General features: G+C 38.7%; 12 protein-coding genes and 1 tRNA gene. 7 read left to right on the top strand and 6 right to left on the bottom strand.

Annotation, left to right across the window (positions count from 1 at the left end):
- Nucleotides 1–1,300 precede the first annotated feature (1,300 nt).
- Nucleotides 1,301–3,106, top strand: coding sequence for a translation elongation factor 4 (gene lepA, locus AC6ER8_RS08090; RefSeq protein ID WP_497078301.1), 1,806 nt, complete (start codon nucleotides 1,301–1,303; stop codon nucleotides 3,104–3,106).
- A gap of 566 nt (nucleotides 3,107–3,672) precedes the next feature.
- On the opposite strand, the gene dapD is transcribed toward lepA, so the two are convergent.
- Nucleotides 3,673–4,521 carry a 2,3,4,5-tetrahydropyridine-2,6-dicarboxylate N-succinyltransferase gene (gene dapD, locus AC6ER8_RS08085; protein WP_497078299.1) on the bottom strand — a complete coding sequence of 283 codons (849 nt, stop codon included), beginning with the start codon at nucleotides 4,519–4,521 and terminating at the stop codon, nucleotides 3,673–3,675.
- A gap of 106 nt (nucleotides 4,522–4,627) precedes the next feature.
- Here dapD and AC6ER8_RS08080 point away from each other — a divergent pair, with 106 nt between their 5' ends.
- Nucleotides 4,628–5,491 (top strand): LOG family protein, encoded by an 864-nt coding sequence (locus AC6ER8_RS08080; protein ID WP_497078297.1) that lies wholly within the window; start codon nucleotides 4,628–4,630, stop codon nucleotides 5,489–5,491.
- 32 nt (nucleotides 5,492–5,523) lie between these two features.
- Here AC6ER8_RS08080 and truA read toward each other — a convergent pair whose 3' ends face one another.
- Genes truA through def form a run of 3 tightly spaced genes read right to left on the bottom strand, consistent with a single transcriptional unit; the run spans nucleotide 5,524 to nucleotide 7,728 of the window.
- Entirely contained in the window at nucleotides 5,524–6,267 is a 744-nt protein-coding gene (gene truA / locus AC6ER8_RS08075) for a tRNA pseudouridine(38-40) synthase TruA (protein WP_497078294.1), read from the bottom strand.
- Nucleotide 6,268: 1 nt separating this feature from the next.
- Nucleotides 6,269–7,198, bottom strand: a complete 930-nt coding sequence (gene fmt / locus AC6ER8_RS08070; protein WP_497078292.1) for a methionyl-tRNA formyltransferase — start codon at nucleotides 7,196–7,198, stop codon at nucleotides 6,269–6,271.
- Nucleotides 7,198–7,728, bottom strand: coding sequence for a peptide deformylase (gene def / locus AC6ER8_RS08065; protein WP_497078290.1), 531 nt, complete (start codon nucleotides 7,726–7,728; stop codon nucleotides 7,198–7,200). The genes fmt and def overlap by 1 nt, the downstream gene beginning before the upstream one ends.
- Nucleotides 7,729–7,819: 91 nt before the next feature.
- Here def and AC6ER8_RS08060 point away from each other — a divergent pair, with 91 nt between their 5' ends.
- Together AC6ER8_RS08060 and AC6ER8_RS08055 are read left to right on the top strand one after the other, a co-directional pair.
- Nucleotides 7,820–9,010: a DNA recombination protein RmuC gene (locus AC6ER8_RS08060; RefSeq protein ID WP_497078288.1), complete on the top strand. Its 1,191-nt coding sequence runs from the start codon at nucleotides 7,820–7,822 to the stop codon at nucleotides 9,008–9,010.
- Nucleotides 9,011–9,124: 114 nt separating this feature from the next.
- Nucleotides 9,125–9,712 carry a transglycosylase SLT domain-containing protein gene (locus tag AC6ER8_RS08055; RefSeq protein WP_497078286.1) on the top strand — a complete coding sequence of 196 codons (588 nt, stop codon included), beginning with the start codon at nucleotides 9,125–9,127 and terminating at the stop codon, nucleotides 9,710–9,712.
- Between the two features lie 1,057 nt (nucleotides 9,713–10,769).
- Here the strand turns inward: AC6ER8_RS08055 and AC6ER8_RS08050 are convergent.
- A tRNA-Ala gene (locus AC6ER8_RS08050) sits at nucleotides 10,770–10,845 on the bottom strand.
- Nucleotides 10,846–10,959: 114 nt separating this feature from the next.
- Nucleotides 10,960–11,340: a TIGR02300 family protein gene (locus AC6ER8_RS08045; protein ID WP_497078284.1), complete on the bottom strand. Its 381-nt coding sequence runs from the start codon at nucleotides 11,338–11,340 to the stop codon at nucleotides 10,960–10,962.
- Nucleotides 11,341–11,526: 186 nt separating this feature from the next.
- On the opposite strand from AC6ER8_RS08045, the gene aroA reads away from it, so the two are divergent.
- The 3 genes from aroA (at nucleotide 11,527) to rpsA (ending at nucleotide 15,335) form a co-directional block, all read left to right on the top strand.
- Entirely contained in the window at nucleotides 11,527–12,855 is a 1,329-nt protein-coding gene (aroA, locus tag AC6ER8_RS08040; protein ID WP_497078281.1) for a 3-phosphoshikimate 1-carboxyvinyltransferase, read from the top strand.
- Entirely contained in the window at nucleotides 12,852–13,499 is a 648-nt protein-coding gene (gene cmk, locus AC6ER8_RS08035) for a (d)CMP kinase (RefSeq protein WP_497078279.1), read from the top strand. Before aroA ends, cmk begins: the two co-directional genes overlap by 4 nt.
- Nucleotides 13,500–13,634: 135 nt before the next feature.
- Nucleotides 13,635–15,335, top strand: coding sequence for a 30S ribosomal protein S1 (rpsA, locus tag AC6ER8_RS08030; RefSeq protein WP_497078277.1), 1,701 nt, complete (start codon nucleotides 13,635–13,637; stop codon nucleotides 15,333–15,335).
- Nucleotides 15,336–15,446: the final 111 nt, after the last annotated feature.

The following is a 15,446-nucleotide window of genomic DNA, read 5'->3' as shown; positions in this document are numbered from 1 at the left end:
CGATGACATGAAGAGGTAAAAACAAAAACCAGCTCTCATCTTTACTATTATTTTTAAGTTGATCTTTACAATGTTCAAAAACACCCACGGTAATATTTTTGAATAGTAAAACTTACGCAACTATTGTACGTTATACCTTTTATCCTTTTATGGGATTATACTTTGCATGTAAATGTTTTAAAGAAACCTCTTATAATGTTACATATTGCTGCGCTTTTTTATAAAAGATACATTTCTCAATCTGTGTCATACTCATCGACGATTTCCGCAAATTATATGATGATCTCTGCAAGCTATATAATGTAAAAGCTTTTGCGAACTATATAAAAATCACAGAGTATCTTAAATAAAAGGCAGCATCATTTTCTTTATCAGCTGCCAACATTACAACAGCCCTTGGCACCTGAAAAAGGATGAAGTGTTTGATGTATTTCTTAAACGATTTTATCTGCCCATCAGCTCTGTTTGTTCACGGGGAAGAGAAAAAATTTGATTGATTATGAAAAGATTTAAGATGAGAGAGGCTCATGATATTCAGAGTTTTTCATTGAAATTGCAAAACAATAAACACTTATTATAAATTAATATATTATCCAATGAGTTGAAGATGAGAAATATTTTTTAGCTTTAATGGAACAAGAGAGGGATTGTATAAAAATTAAAACGATCACTCAATAGAATCTATTTCTAAAGCTTTATATGTTTGAGAAGAAAACTATCCCTTCCGATCATGCATTTGTTTTTATATAAGATTGCTAAAAAACAGATTATTGCGTACAAATAAAAAAGCACTTCTTTCGAAAGCTATCGAAAGTTTAAGCGATATATACGTCCATCCTATATTCATGCAACATATTAATTTATAATGATAATATAGCGTTATTGACATTGAATGAGAACTCTGAATACCATAAAATGCTCTCGTTGCAAATTTCTCTCATGTTAAATCAATCCCAATCACTTGCTTGCATGTCATAAGTGGGGTGAGCCATGTGGCTAAAACTGTACAAAAAAAGCATGCCTCCTATAAATTCTTTCAAGTTTCAAGGATCGTCACAACTTTGGGGGTATGCCCAAGTGTGCGATGGTGAGGGGTTATCCAACCTATGAGTCATAAAATAAGATATTAAAAGATCATTTTAATTCTCTTAATATTTAATTTAGTAAACAAAAGCCTTATTTTTAGGCTATAAGAAGTTTTATTTTGAGAGGCTTTTTTGGTTGATATTCTTTTGAAAGGTTCTCGATAACACATAATTGGTCTTTGCGTTTTGTATTATTCTTTGCTAAATCGCCTTATATGACAATAGATCGTAACTATATTCGTAATTTTTCCATCGTGGCGCATATTGATCACGGCAAATCCACTTTAGCTGATCGTTTGATTCAAATGACAGGAGGGCTTGATACACGTGAGATGAAGGAACAAGTGCTTGATTCCATGGATATTGAGCGTGAACGTGGGATTACTATTAAAGCACAAACAGTGCGTTTACACTATAAAGCAAAGGATGGAGAGACCTATATTTTAAATCTTATGGATACACCTGGTCATGTGGATTTTGCTTATGAGGTTTCGCGTTCATTGGCTGCTTGTGAAGGTTCTCTATTGGTGGTGGATGCAAGCCAAGGTGTAGAGGCACAGACATTGGCAAATGTGTATCAAGCCATTGATAATTCTCATGAATTAGTTGTTGTGCTTAATAAAGTAGATCTTCCAGCAGCAGAACCTGAGCGTGTAAAAGAACAAATTGAAGATGTGATAGGCATTGATACATCTGGGGCTGTGGAAATATCAGCAAAAACAGGATTGGGTATTCCTGATGTTTTGGAGGCAATTGTAACACAATTGCCACCCCCACGTACAGGCGATGTTTCAAATCCCTTAAAGGCAATGTTGGTTGATAGCTGGTATGATGCCTATCTTGGCGTCATTGTGTTGGTACGGGTGATTGATGGTGTATTAAAAAAAGGTCAAATCATTCGTATGATGGGTACTGGGGCAAAATATCCTGTTGAGCGTGTTGGGGTATTTACACCTAAAATGGTACAAGTTGATGCGTTAGGGCCAGGCGAGATTGGTTTTATCACGGCTTCTATCAAAGAGGTTGCCGATACACGTGTTGGGGATACGATTACGGAAGAGCGTCGTCCTTGTGAAAATGCTTTACCTGGTTTTAAGCCTGCGCAACCAGTTGTCTTTTGTGGGCTTTTTCCAATTGATGCTGCCGATTTTGATGATTTGCGTGCAGCCATGGGCAAATTACGCTTAAATGATGCGAGTTTTTCTTTTGAAATGGAAACATCAGCGGCCTTGGGGTTTGGTTTTCGGTGTGGCTTTTTAGGGCTTCTGCATCTTGAAATTATTCAAGAGCGATTAGAGCGTGAGTTTAATTTAGATTTAATCGCGACAGCACCCTCGGTTGTTTATCGCATGAATATGAATGATGGCTCTGTTAAAGAGTTGCACAATCCAGCAGATATGCCTGATGTGGTTAAAATTTCTTCTATCGAGGAACCGTGGATCCAAGCGACAATCATGACTCCTGATAATTATCTTGGGTCAATTTTAGAGCTGTGCCAAGAGCGGCGTGGGATACAGGTTGGGTTATCCTATGTTGGAACACGTGCTATGGTGACGTATGATTTACCACTCAATGAAGTTGTTTTTGATTTTTATGATCGCTTAAAATCGATCTCAAAAGGGTATGCTTCTTTTGATTATCAGATGAAAGATTATGCAGAGGGGGATTTAGTTAAAATGTCTATTTTGGTGAATGGAGAGCCTATTGACGCATTGTCAATGCTTGTGCACCGAACGATTGCGGAAAAGCGTGGGCGTTCAATGTGTGAAAAATTGAAAGATCTTATTCCTCAGCATATGTTTCAGATTCCAATTCAAGCGGCAATAGGTGGTAAAGTGATCGCGCGCGAAACAATTCGTGCTTTGCGTAAAGATGTAACAGCAAAATGTTACGGGGGCGATGTAACACGTAAGCGCAAACTTTTGGAAAAGCAAAAAGAAGGCAAAAAGCGAATGCGCCAATTTGGAAAGGTAGAAATTCCTCAGTCAGCGTTTATTCAAGCGCTCAAAATGAATAAGTAATAAAGAAATGCCGTTCACTGATGGCGCTTTTTGCATTTATCTTTTGGCTTAGATTTTTAAAGAGTTCTTTTTAATGAAAATTGCACAGTATTCATATTTTGGTTATCGTTTTTTTCATTGTGTCTCGTTTCTTACGTAAAACAGAATATTTTAAAAATACATTTGCGTTATATATTAGCGCACTTTTTTAAAGAAATATCTCTCAATGCACCTGACCTCATTTTACAGCGGGACCATGAAGATATAACGGTAAAGATCTCCGTGAACGACCTAAAACTATTTGTGGCATTATCATCTTTACCTGTCATAAAGTTCATAGTGCCGTCATCATACTTTTTACACGCTCAAAATGTTATGAGTGCTCTTAGGGTTTGAGAGAATGCATTGAAGACATTTTACTTTTTTTATTAAGAGGTATCTTACCCAAAAACTCCTTACGTTTATAATGCGCAAGGAGATGAAAGCGATTGATTGAATATGAAAGGATTTGAAGTGAGAAAATCCTTGTATTTTAAGATGTTTTTAAGTCTAAAACAATGAATTATTATTATAAAACAATAGGGTATTTAATCACGTAAAAGATCATTAATGGATGTTTTCTCTCGTGTTTTTTGATCAACACGTTTTACGATAACAGCACAATAAAGATTAGGGCCTGCCTCACCATTTGGGAGTGGTTTTCCAGGGAGAGACCCCGCTACAACAACGGAATAAGCTGGGACTTCACCAATAAAAATTTCCCCTGTTGTCCGATCAATAATCTTTGTAGATTTTCCAATAAAGACTCCCATTCCTAAAACAGCGCCTTCACGAATAATACAGCCTTCAACAACTTCAGAGCGAGCACCGATAAAACAATGATCTTCAATAATGGTTGGATTTGCTTGCAGAGGTTCCAAAACACCTCCAATACCAACACCGCCAGAAAGATGAACATGTTTACCAATTTGTGCACAAGAACCAACGGTGGTCCATGTATCAACCATTGTCCCCTCATCGACAAAAGCACCAAGATTGACAAAGGAGGGCATGAGTATAACGTTGGGTGCAATATAGGCAGAATGGCGTACAATGGCTCCTGGAACGGAACGGAAAGCAGCGTTTTTAAAATCTGCCTCTTGCCAACCGGAAAATTTCGAAGGAACTTTATCCCACCAATGTGTTCCATTGACTCCACCAGCAATAATTTGCATTGGATTTAGCCGAAAAGAAAGCAAAACAGCTTTTTTCAACCATTGATGAACATGCCATTGTCCATTTTGTTGCCGTTCTGCAACACGAATTTCCCCTTTATCAAGAAGGTTCAATGTATGTTCGACACTCTCACGAATTTCCCCCTTTGTGGTAGTATTAATAGAATCACGATCATCAAATGCTTTTTCGATAATGATTTCAAGTTGTGTGAGATGAGGCATGATAAGAGTTCCGTTAAACAAGTTGAAAGCTTCAAGATTTATTCTCTATGAACTACGCGAAGAAATGTTTTCAGTCAATAAAATGGTAAGAAAGTAGGACATGTGTATGAAAAAAGGCTGTAAAGAAAAAAGAAAAGAAGAACAAGAAAATTGGACACCACTTCTTCATACGAAAGAAGCTCTCCAACAGATCCATAAAGGCTCTAATTCAGCACAAATGCGTTCATCGACTTATCGTTTAGCTTATATCGATCAAGATTTTATGATGCGTCCAGAGCTGCGTTCACAACGTATTAGTCTTGAATTTTTAAAGCCGGAAATAACCCTTAAAGAATATAATATTCAATCAACCGTTGTTTTATTTGGTGGTGCACGTATTCCTGAACCCGGGCAAGCAGCGTGGGCTGCAAAAAATGAAACCCAAAAGAAAAACTTGCATGCTATGTCACATTATTACGATGAAGCAAGAGAGTTTGCGCGTTTGTGTTCCCGCCATTCGGCAAAAACAGAATATCGTGAATTTGTCGTTGTTACGGGGGGCGGACCAGGGATCATGGAGGCAGGAAATCGTGGTGCCTGTGATGTTGGGGCTCCAACGATTGGTTTGAATATTATTTTACCACATGAGCAAGCACCTAATTCTTATGTGTCTCCGCATTTGTGTTTTAATTTTCATTATTTGGGAATGCGCAAAATGCATTTTTTAGTACGGGCAAAGGCATTAGCAATTTTTCCTGGAGGATTTGGAACTCTGGATGAGTTGTTTGAGACGTTAACTTTAATACAAACAAGACGTATGAAACAGGTACCCATTTTATTGTTTGGTAAAGAATTCTGGAGCAATGTTATCAATTTTGAATATTTAGCTTCGCAAGGTACAATTTCTCCTACGGATGTTAATTTGATAAAATTTGTCGATACAGCAGCAGAAGCTTTCAAAGAAATTTGTTCTTTTTATAAGCTTTCTTAACGGCTTTTGAAAAAGTTATTTTTGTGAGACAGTTAATATTCTACCTTAGTCAAATAAAGCCCTGAAGGAGGAGCAACAACACCACAACGTTTACGATCTTTAGCATGAAGAGCTGCTTCAAGATCTTGAGCTGTCCAGCGTCCAATACCCACTTCCATGAGGCTTCCTGCAAAGGAACGGATTTGATGATGAAGAAAAGAGCGGGCCTGCGCGTAAAGGAAGATTTCTTCTCCTTCTCTTTTCACATCGAGGCGTTCAAGGGTGCGAATAGGGCTTTTGGCTTGGCAATGTGCTGAACGGAAAGTTGTAAAATCATGGTGTCCTACAAGTTTTTGAGCTGCTTCATGCATGCTTTCAGCATTAAGAGGTTTTGGCAACCACCACACACGTTTGGCATTTAAGGCTGGTGGAGAGCGACGATTGAGAATTTTAAAAAGATAATGGCGTTTGATAGCGGAAAATCGTGCATCAAAGTCATCAGGGACATTTTCTACATTTAAGATTGAAATCGCTTCCCCCTGTTGACGCAAAAGAGCATTGAGTGCATCTCGTACAGTATGGGGAGGCCAGTTTTTTATGAAATCAACATGGGCCACTTGTCCTGTAGCATGCACCCCTGCATCTGTTCGACCTGCTGTTGTTATGGTTAATTGTTCTCCACTAAAGCGGAAGATAGCCTGTTCAAGAGTCCCTTGTATGGTTGGGAGGCTTGCTTGACGCTGCCAGCCAGCGTAATTTGATCCATCATATTCAAGAGTAAGTTTAAACCGTGGCATATCAAAAAATAGCAGAAATATGAGCGCCTCGCAAAAAAGTTGCGCTCTCAAGGACTTTACCACCAGATCTTTGTAGATGGGTTATTTCAAGACGCCCTTGTCCACAATGGATAATCAAAGAACCTGGTTCTATTCGACCAATTTCAAGAGAAGGACCTGTGATTAGACGACTTCCAAGAATTTTCACCCGTTCTTCTTGTCCAGTGATATTCATGTTACACCAGCAACCAGGAAAGGGAGAGAGCGCACGGATATATTGATGAATAAATTCAGCAGATTTTGTCCAATCAATGCGGGTTTCTTCCTTTTTGATTTTGGTAGCATAGGTGATGCCTTCTTCTGGTTGGGGGGTAAGTTTAAGTTGTCCTTTTTCCAGAGTTGATAGAGTTTCTATCATAAGTTCTGCACCAATATGTGAAAGTTGTTTTGAAAGCTCAGCAGTGGTGGTGGTATCCGTAATAGGGAGTGAGCGTGAAAGAGCAATAGGCCCTGTATCAAGCCCTTCATCCATTTTCATAATCATCATCCCCGTTTCTTTATCTCCAGCCATAATGGCACGCTGAATAGGCGCAGCACCGCGCCATCGTGGTAAAAGCGAAGCATGGGCATTAAAACAACCAAAACGGGGCGTTTCGAGAATAGCTTTGGGCAATAGGAGTCCATAGGCAACGACAACAGCAGCATCAACACAAAGTGCTGCAAATTGAGCTTGCTGTTCAGCTGTTTTGAGTGTTTGAGGCGTGAATACGGGAATAGATCTTTCTTCTGCTGCATTTTGAACAGGTGAGGGGATGAGTTTAAGACCGCGACGCCCTGCTGGACGAGGGGGTTGACTATAAACGGCGACAACATCATGCCCAGCATCTAACAAAGCATGTAAAATGGGAACAGAAAAATCCGGTGTTCCCATAAAACTTAATCGTAATGCCATTACAAAACTGTTTCCTGCGTATTTTTTTCTTTTGCGCGTTTTTTAAATTTTCGGATGACCATATCACGTTTGATTTTTGAAATATAATCAATAAAAAGGCGCCCATCTAAATGATCAATTTCATGTTGCAAGCAAGTGGCTAAGAGATCATCTGCTTCAATCTCTGTTTGTTTTCCTTCACGGTTTTGATAGCGAATACAAAGGCGTTTAGGGCGTTCAACTTCTGCAAAATAGTCAGGAATAGAAAGACAACCCTCCTTATGAACATTACGTTCCTCTGAAAGCCATAAAATTTCAGGATTGATAATGACAAGCGGATTTTTTGGCGCATCATTTGGAGAGACATCTATAACCAACATGCGCAGGGGTATGCCAATTTGAATAGCAGCAAGACCAACGCCGTTGGAATGATACATAGTCTCCAGCATGTCATCAGCAAGCTTTTGGAGAGCTGTATCAACCTGCTCAACAGGTTTTGACACTTCCCGTAAAATCGGATCTGGTAAAGTAACTAAAGATCTCATTGACATGAAGAATAGATTAATCAATGCGTGTGTATTGGTCAATATTGAATAACGGATTCTGGCGCTTTTTTGAGATAAGCGCGTTATATTACTGTTTATGTTTGATTCGTTTTTTTCTATATTCGCAGATGAGTCTTTTTCTAAACTAATGCTTTTGCTTTTATTGATACTCGTCTGTTTGGCATTTTTTATGCTGATATATTCTCATCGAAAAAAAGCGCTTTTGGAAAATGAGATTGCTGAACGCGCACGTGAAGCACAAATGCAGATGGCTACTTTGCTGAAAACACAAGCTGAAATGCAAGGCCGAATGCAAACGATGGCAGAAATTTTTGGTCAAAGACAGGCAGAATTGAATAAATCACTCAGTGAGCAACTCAATGGCATGACAACAAGCTTGGGGCAGACACTTCAGGTACAGACAAAATCTACTTATGAAAATTTGAATCGTTTGCAAGAGCGTTTAGCCGTCATTGATGCGGCGCAAAATAATATTCAGTCACTGACTGGACAGGTTGTGCAGCTGCAATCCATTTTAAGCAATAAGCAGACCCGTGGTACTTTTGGTCAAGGGCGGATGGAAGCCATTATTGCTGATGCTTTACCAGCAAATGCTTATGCTTTTCAAGCTGTTCTTTCTAACGGAAAGCGCCCAGATTGTCTCATTCATATGCCCAATAAATCCCCTTCTCTTGTTATTGATGCTAAATTCCCTCTAGAAGCTTGGAATGCGCTGCGTAAAGCAGCATCAGAGCAAGAACGTCAAGAGGCAGAACGTCAGTTTCGCACCGATATGGATGTTCATATCCGTGATATTGCGCAAAAATATCTCATTCCTGGAGAAACCCATGATACCGCTTTTCTTTTTGTGCCGTCGGAATCGATTTTTGCAACAATTTATGAAGATTTTGAACCATTGGTACAAAAAGCCAATAGAGCTCATGTGATTATTGTTTCACCATCTTTATTAATGCTTTCTGTCCAAGTTGTGCAAACCATTATGAAAGATGCGCGGATGCGCGAACAAGCACATTTGATACAGTCAGAAGTGGCAAAATTAATGGAAGACTTTGGACGAATGGATACACGTGTTCGCGCACTACAGAAGCATTTTCACAAAGCAGGGGAAGATATAGAGGGAATTTTAATATCGTCCTCCAAAATTATGAAACGGGCAAATCGTATTGAAACTTTCGAATTAAAAGAAAATTACTCCGAACCAGCAAAAATGACAACATCGGCCCCATCGACTCAGTCGCAAACATTACGTTTTGTTGACGAGGAATAAAGTAAAGCAAGCCTCTTCAAGATAAGAAGTTAAGATCATATTCTTTATTGATTAGTAATAATTTTTGACTATCTCTAGTCTGTTTTATTTCTTAAATTGAAAGGAATAGGAAATATGCGACACCTTTTGTGTTTAGGGGCATTGGTGTTTTTGCTAGGGGGCTGTGCAACAACCACTCCGATCCACACAAACAATGCTTGTGCTATTTTAGCACAAAAAAATGGTTTTTTTGATAATTGGGGTAAGGCATCTAAAAAAGCAGAAATGCACTATGGTATTCCTATGCCGATTATTCTTGCAACTATTAATATGGAATCGGGCTTTCGTCATAATGCACGTCCTCCACGCAAAAAACTACTTGGTTTTATTCCATGGAAACGTCGGTCTACAGCTTATGGCTATTCTCAAGCGCTTGACAGTACATGGGCCATGTATCTTCGCTCCACAGGCAAGTCTTTTGCACGGCGTACGAATTTTGCAGATGCTGCTGATTTTGTTGCTTGGTACTATCGCCAAACTGTTCAACGCAATGGGGTGAGGTTTGATGATGCCTATAGCCTTTATTTAAATTATTATATGGGGCATGGTGCTTATGCGCGGAGTGGTGGGCATGTTAATGCTGCACTTTCACAGGCAGCGCAGCGTATGGCAAGGATGTCGAGACTCTATGAACAACAATTAAAGAGATGTGGATGGCGTTAGAGAAGATTTTCGAAAATCTTAATTAGGAAGTTGATGAGATAACATTATTTGAAAGCAAAATTTCTTATGGTGTAATTAACAGTATCGTTTTTCTAGTTGCAACAACATATTGATTTATAATGCTAACCTAGCGCTATTCATATTGAGTTAAAATTCCGCATACTGTAAGATTCTTTCATTTCAAATCTGTTTATCTTGAATCAATTAAAATCACTTGCTTGCATGTCAAAAGCGGGGTTGGCGTGTGGGTAAAAATTGTATAAGAAAGGACTAAAAGTGGCTTTTATGAACCGTCTTAATGCAAGGTCTGTCGCAATATTGGGAGCTGGCAAATATAAGGATGGTGCTAGCTTGCTGAATCAAATAAATTGTTATTAAATAAAATAAATGCAAATGACAAAAAAGCTTTTGCAATATGCAATGTATCTCAAGGTCCTCTTGGTATTTTTTCCTTTTGTCCAAAGAAGTTATATTGATGCAAAACATTTACAATAGAAACGATCTTCTATTTAGTATTCTCATTGAGTACCGGATTAAATACCAGAGATTGTTTAATAAAAATTTTTAAAGATAATATTATTTTATTCGGATTAAATTGAAGAGTCTCGAATACCGTAGAGTTTTATCATTTCATATTTCTTGATATTAAATCAATAAGAACCATTCGTTTGCACATAACAAGCGTAATCGGCATGTAAGAAAAATTGTAAAAGAAAGGATTCCCAATATTTCTTATGAATTATCTCAAATCTTAAGATCTATCCCATAAGCGGTCGCCAATATAATGGTGGGCCCGTCCTAGATTTCAATTTCGCTTGTGATAGGCTAGGAAAACATATTGAAGGGACTCAATTGTGTGAGGGCTTATGACGAGAAAATTTACTCTATTTTGAGTTTTTATGGAATACATAGATAATTTATCATGCAAAATCAATATGTTATTTTATCGTTAACATATCTCATGAATGAGCAGGTAACCTCTATTTAAGAGGAGCACTTTTAAAATTGGTGCACATACTCCCTGCTATAATTTTTTTGATAGAAAAGCTGGTCCTTTTGGTGGAGCTAAGCGGGATCGAACCGCTGACCTCTTGCATGCCATGCAAGCGCTCTCCCAGCTGAGCTATAGCCCCTATAAAAATCTTCCCCAAAACGATAGTACACAACCTCAGCTCTTGTAAAACGAGAAAAATTGAAGATCAAGAAGAATTTTTATTCCAGAGAAAAGATGCCTTCTTTTACTTCTCTTAAGAGTCGTCATCATTAGAAACACCGCCTCCGAGAATATCGGTAACGTCATCATTCTCATCGTCATCATCGTGAGATAAAAATGTATCATCATCATCACCCAGATCGACATCACTGTCTTCTAAATCAGGAAGATCATCATCTTTAGAATCGTCATCTTCTTCTTCAAGCAGCATAAAAGCAGACTTTTCAAGTGCTGTATCAAGCTCTTCAGTATCCACTTCTTCTTCATTGTTTGCTTCAGCTGCTGCAACCTCAAAATAAGAGCGCGGATAAGAAATCCCTGTATAAGGCGACACAATAGGGTCGCGATTTAGATCGTAAAATTTTTTTCCTGTTTCTGGATCAACACGTTTCGTTCCAAGTTCTTGTTTTGCCATAAACCGTGCCTCTTTGATTAACTCTATTCCATTAAAAGATAAATTTTATGGTGCTTAATCGAAAAATAATGCCTTTGTCAAAGATAAATATACTGTTCCACAGTGATTTTCTCATGACGCTCTTTAAAGCATGTGCTAAAGAATACATAATTTCATAAAAGTTAGATAGAATTAAATAGAATTTTCATGCAAAAAGCAATCCCTATAACTGCCTATAAATCGAGTCGTCTCTCTGGAAAGATTCAAATACCAGGAGATAAATCAATCTCTCATCGCTCTCTTATACTGGGAGGATTAGCAAGTGGTGAGACATATATCCACGGGTTACTTGAAAGCGCTGATGTACTTAATACAGCTGCTGCTATGCAAGCTATGGGCGCCTATATAATTAAGAAAGATGACTTCTGGATCATACGAGGAACAGGAAATGGTTGCCTTTTAGCTGCACAAAAACCTTTAGACTTTGGAAATGCTGGAACAGGTGCTCGCCTGATTATGGGAATGGTTGGTTCCTATCATATGAAAACAACTTTTATTGGTGATGCTTCTCTCTCTAAGCGTCCTATGGGACGTATCCTTGATCCACTGCGTCTCATGGGGGTTGAAATTGAGGCAACTGACGGCAATCATCTTCCTTTAACGCTTTATGGTCCGAAAATGGCTCATCCGATTCGCTACCGTGTTCCAATAGCTTCCTCTCAAGTTAAATCGGCCGTTCTACTTGCTGGACTGAATACAGCGGGCATTACAACGGTTATTGAGCCGGTTTTCACACGTGATCATACGGAAAAAATGTTAAAAGCATTCGGTGCAAAACTTGACATAGAAAGAGATAAAGAAGGCGCGCGTTTGATACATCTTCATGGTCAACCTCATCTTACTGGACAAACGATTCATGTTCCGGGAGATCCTTCTTCTGCTGCTTTTCCAATTATCGCAGCTCTTCTTGTAGAAGATTCTGATATCACCATTGAAAATGTTCTGATAAACGATTCTCGAATAGGGCTTATCGAAACATTGTGGGAAATGGGGGCTCAAATTGAATTTTTGAATCAACGCCAAACAGGTGGAGAGGATATAGCCGATCTACGGATAAAATCATCGATCCTTAAAGGTGTTAGAGTGCCTAAAGAACGTGCTCCATCGATGATTGATGAATATCCTGCTTTGGCAGTTGCAGCAGCCTTTGCAGAAGGTAAAACAGTGATGCTAGGAATTGAAGAATTGCGCGTTAAAGAATCAGATCGACTGTCTTCTGTCGCTCAAGGATTAAAAATTAATGGTGTAGACTGTGAAGAAGGCCAAGATTTTCTTGTTGTTTATGGAAAAGGTTCTGCCAAAAATTTAGGGGGTGGAAAGGTTTCCACACATCTTGATCATCGAATTGCTATGTGCTTTCTCACCTTTGGGCTTGCATCAGAAAAACCTGTTACCATTGATGATAAACGAATGATTGCGACGAGTTTTCCAGAATTTATTCCTTTTATAAAACAACTTGGGGGAAAAATTTCTTGAAGCCTTTTGTTATTGCCATTGATGGACCTGCTGCTTCAGGCAAGGGGACCTTAGCACGAAAAATTGCTGCCCATTATCATCTTCATCATCTCGATACAGGACTGACATATCGTGGTGTTGCGCATGCGCTTTTACAACAAAATTTAGCGCTTAATGATGAAAAAAATGCTATTATTTATGCTAAAGAACTTGATTTTAATACCTTAAATTCTGCTCTTCTCTCTTCTCATGAACTTGGTGAAGCGGCTTCAAAGATAGCGATTAACCCCGCTATACGTAAAATTCTTATCGAAAAACAACGTAATTTTGCCAAAACTTTACCTGGAAGCGTGCTGGATGGGCGGGATATTGGCACGGTCGTTTGTCCGGATGCCGATATCAAATTTTATGTTCTAGCCAATGTTCAAACACGTGCCAAACGTCGCTACCAGGAGATTTTAAAAAAGGGAGAGCAAGCAAATTATCATGAAATTCTCAGCGATCTTGAACAACGAGACCGTCGGGATATAACGCGCAAACAAAACCCGCTAAAACCAGCAAAAAACGCCCACTTGCTTGATACATCAGAATTGAGTATAGAAGCAACATTTGCAATTGCATGTAGTTTTATTGATCCAATCATAAAAATGCATATAATTGGATAAATTCGTTAAGGTAACTTCCAGCCTAGCGCTAACTTTTCTTCCTTATATGCAAGGAAAAAGGCTAAGGAGTTGCTCATGTTAACACTAACCTAGCGCTCATACCTTCATAATACAAGGTATATATTAGGAGTTCTTATGTCACAATACAATCCCACAACAGCGGATTTTGAAGCTCTTTTAACAGAATCTTTTCAAACAAATGATCTCAATGAAGGATCTGTTGTTAAAGGTCGTGTTATTGCAATCGAAAAAGACATGGCCATTATTGATGCTGGACTTAAAGTCGAAGGACGTATTCCTCTCAAAGAGTTTGGAGCAAAAGCAAAAGATGGTTCTTTGCAAGTTGGCGATGAAGTTGAAGTTTACATTGAACGCATTGAAAATGCGATGGGTGAAGCTGTTTTATCGCGTGAAAAAGCACGGCGTGAAGAAAGTTGGGTCCGTTTAGAGGAAAAATTCAATGCTGGTGCACGCGTTGAGGGCGTTATCTTTAGCCAAGTAAAAGGTGGTTTTACGGTTGATCTTGATGGGGCTGTTGCTTTCTTGCCACGTAGCCAAGTTGATATTCGTCCTATTCGTGATGTTTCACCTCTCATGCATAATTCACAGTCCTTTGAAATTTTGAAGATGGATCGTCGTCGTGGCAATATTGTTGTCTCACGCCGGACTGTTTTAGAAGAAAGTCGTGCTGAACAACGTTCAGAAATCGTACAAAATCTTGAAGAAAACCAAATTGTTGAAGGTGTGGTAAAAAATATTACAGATTATGGCGCCTTTGTTGATCTTGGTGGGATTGATGGTCTCTTACACGTTACAGATATGGCATGGCGGCGTGTTAATCACCCATCTGAAGTGCTTACAATTGGTCAAACGATTAAAGTTCAGATTATTCGCATCAATCAAGATACGCACCGCATTTCTCTTGGAATGAAACAGCTTGAAAGTGATCCTTGGGAAAGCATCAGTGTTCGGTATCCGATTGGTAAAAAAATCAAGGGTGCTGTTACCAACATTACGGATTACGGTGGGTTTGTTGAAATTGAACCAGGAATCGAAGGATTGATCCATGTTTCTGAAATGAGCTGGACAAAGAAAAATGTTCACCCTGGAAAAATTCTGTCTACATCACAAGAAGTAGAAGTGGTCGTTCTTGAGATTGATCCTTCTAAACGGCGTATTTCTCTTGGCTTAAAGCAAACATTTGAAAATCCATGGGAAGCTTTTGCCAATAAATTTCCTGTCAATTCACAAATTGAAGGAGAGGTTAAAAATAAAACAGAATTTGGTCTGTTTATTGGTCTTGAAGGTGATGTTGATGGTATGGTTCATCTGTCTGATCTGGATTGGAACCGTCCTGGTGAACAAGTTATTGATACTTATAACAAAGGTGATGTCGTTAAAGCAGTGGTCCTTGATGTTGACATTGAAAAAGAGCGTATCTCTCTTGGAATTAAGCAGCTTTCCAGCGATAAAGTTGGAGAGGCAGCCGCTTCTGGCGAATTGCGAAAAGGTGCTGTTGTAACGTGTGAAGTGATTGCTGTTAACGACAATGACATTGATGTGAAGTTGATTGATCATAACCTTGAAACAACCATTCGTCGTGCGGATCTCGCGCGTGATCGTGATGAACAACGTCCTGAGCGTTTTGCAATTGGACAAAAGGTTGATGCGCGCATCACAGCATTTGATAAAAAAACACGTAAAATTTCAGTATCAATCAAAGCGTTAGAAATTGCAGAGGAAAAAGAAGCAGTTGCACAATATGGTTCTACAGATTCCGGTGCTTCTCTTGGCGATATTCTCGGTGCAGCTTTGAAAAAACAAGAACAAGATTAATCATCAATCATTAAAGTTATTGGTGTTATTAAGGTCACTCCTGAAAGGAGTGACCTTTTTATTTTTTTAAAAAATTATCTATTTAATTTTTTAATTATTGCATCAAAAATT

Source organism: Bartonella sp. SL320 (assembly GCF_059687635.1).
This window is presented reverse-complemented; position numbering and strand designations above follow the sequence as displayed.

What these genes read in the sequence shown, in the direction of transcription:
- lepA (WP_497078301.1), top strand. Translation starts at nt 1,301, where the DNA reads ATGACAATAGATCGTAACTATATTCGTAATTTTTCCATCGTGGCGCAT.
- dapD (WP_497078299.1), bottom strand. Translation starts at nt 4,521, where the DNA reads ATGCCTCATCTCACACAACTTGAAATCATTATCGAAAAAGCATTTGAT.
- AC6ER8_RS08080 (WP_497078297.1), top strand. Translation starts at nt 4,628, where the DNA reads ATGAAAAAAGGCTGTAAAGAAAAAAGAAAAGAAGAACAAGAAAATTGG.
- truA (WP_497078294.1), bottom strand. Translation starts at nt 6,267, where the DNA reads ATGCCACGGTTTAAACTTACTCTTGAATATGATGGATCAAATTACGCT.
- fmt (WP_497078292.1), bottom strand. Translation starts at nt 7,198, where the DNA reads ATGGCATTACGATTAAGTTTTATGGGAACACCGGATTTTTCTGTTCCC.
- def (WP_497078290.1), bottom strand. Translation starts at nt 7,728, where the DNA reads ATGTCAATGAGATCTTTAGTTACTTTACCAGATCCGATTTTACGGGAA.
- AC6ER8_RS08060 (WP_497078288.1), top strand. Translation starts at nt 7,820, where the DNA reads ATGTTTGATTCGTTTTTTTCTATATTCGCAGATGAGTCTTTTTCTAAA.
- AC6ER8_RS08055 (WP_497078286.1), top strand. Translation starts at nt 9,125, where the DNA reads ATGCGACACCTTTTGTGTTTAGGGGCATTGGTGTTTTTGCTAGGGGGC.
- AC6ER8_RS08045 (WP_497078284.1), bottom strand. Translation starts at nt 11,340, where the DNA reads ATGGCAAAACAAGAACTTGGAACGAAACGTGTTGATCCAGAAACAGGA.
- aroA (WP_497078281.1), top strand. Translation starts at nt 11,527, where the DNA reads ATGCAAAAAGCAATCCCTATAACTGCCTATAAATCGAGTCGTCTCTCT.
- rpsA (WP_497078277.1), top strand. Translation starts at nt 13,635, where the DNA reads ATGTCACAATACAATCCCACAACAGCGGATTTTGAAGCTCTTTTAACA.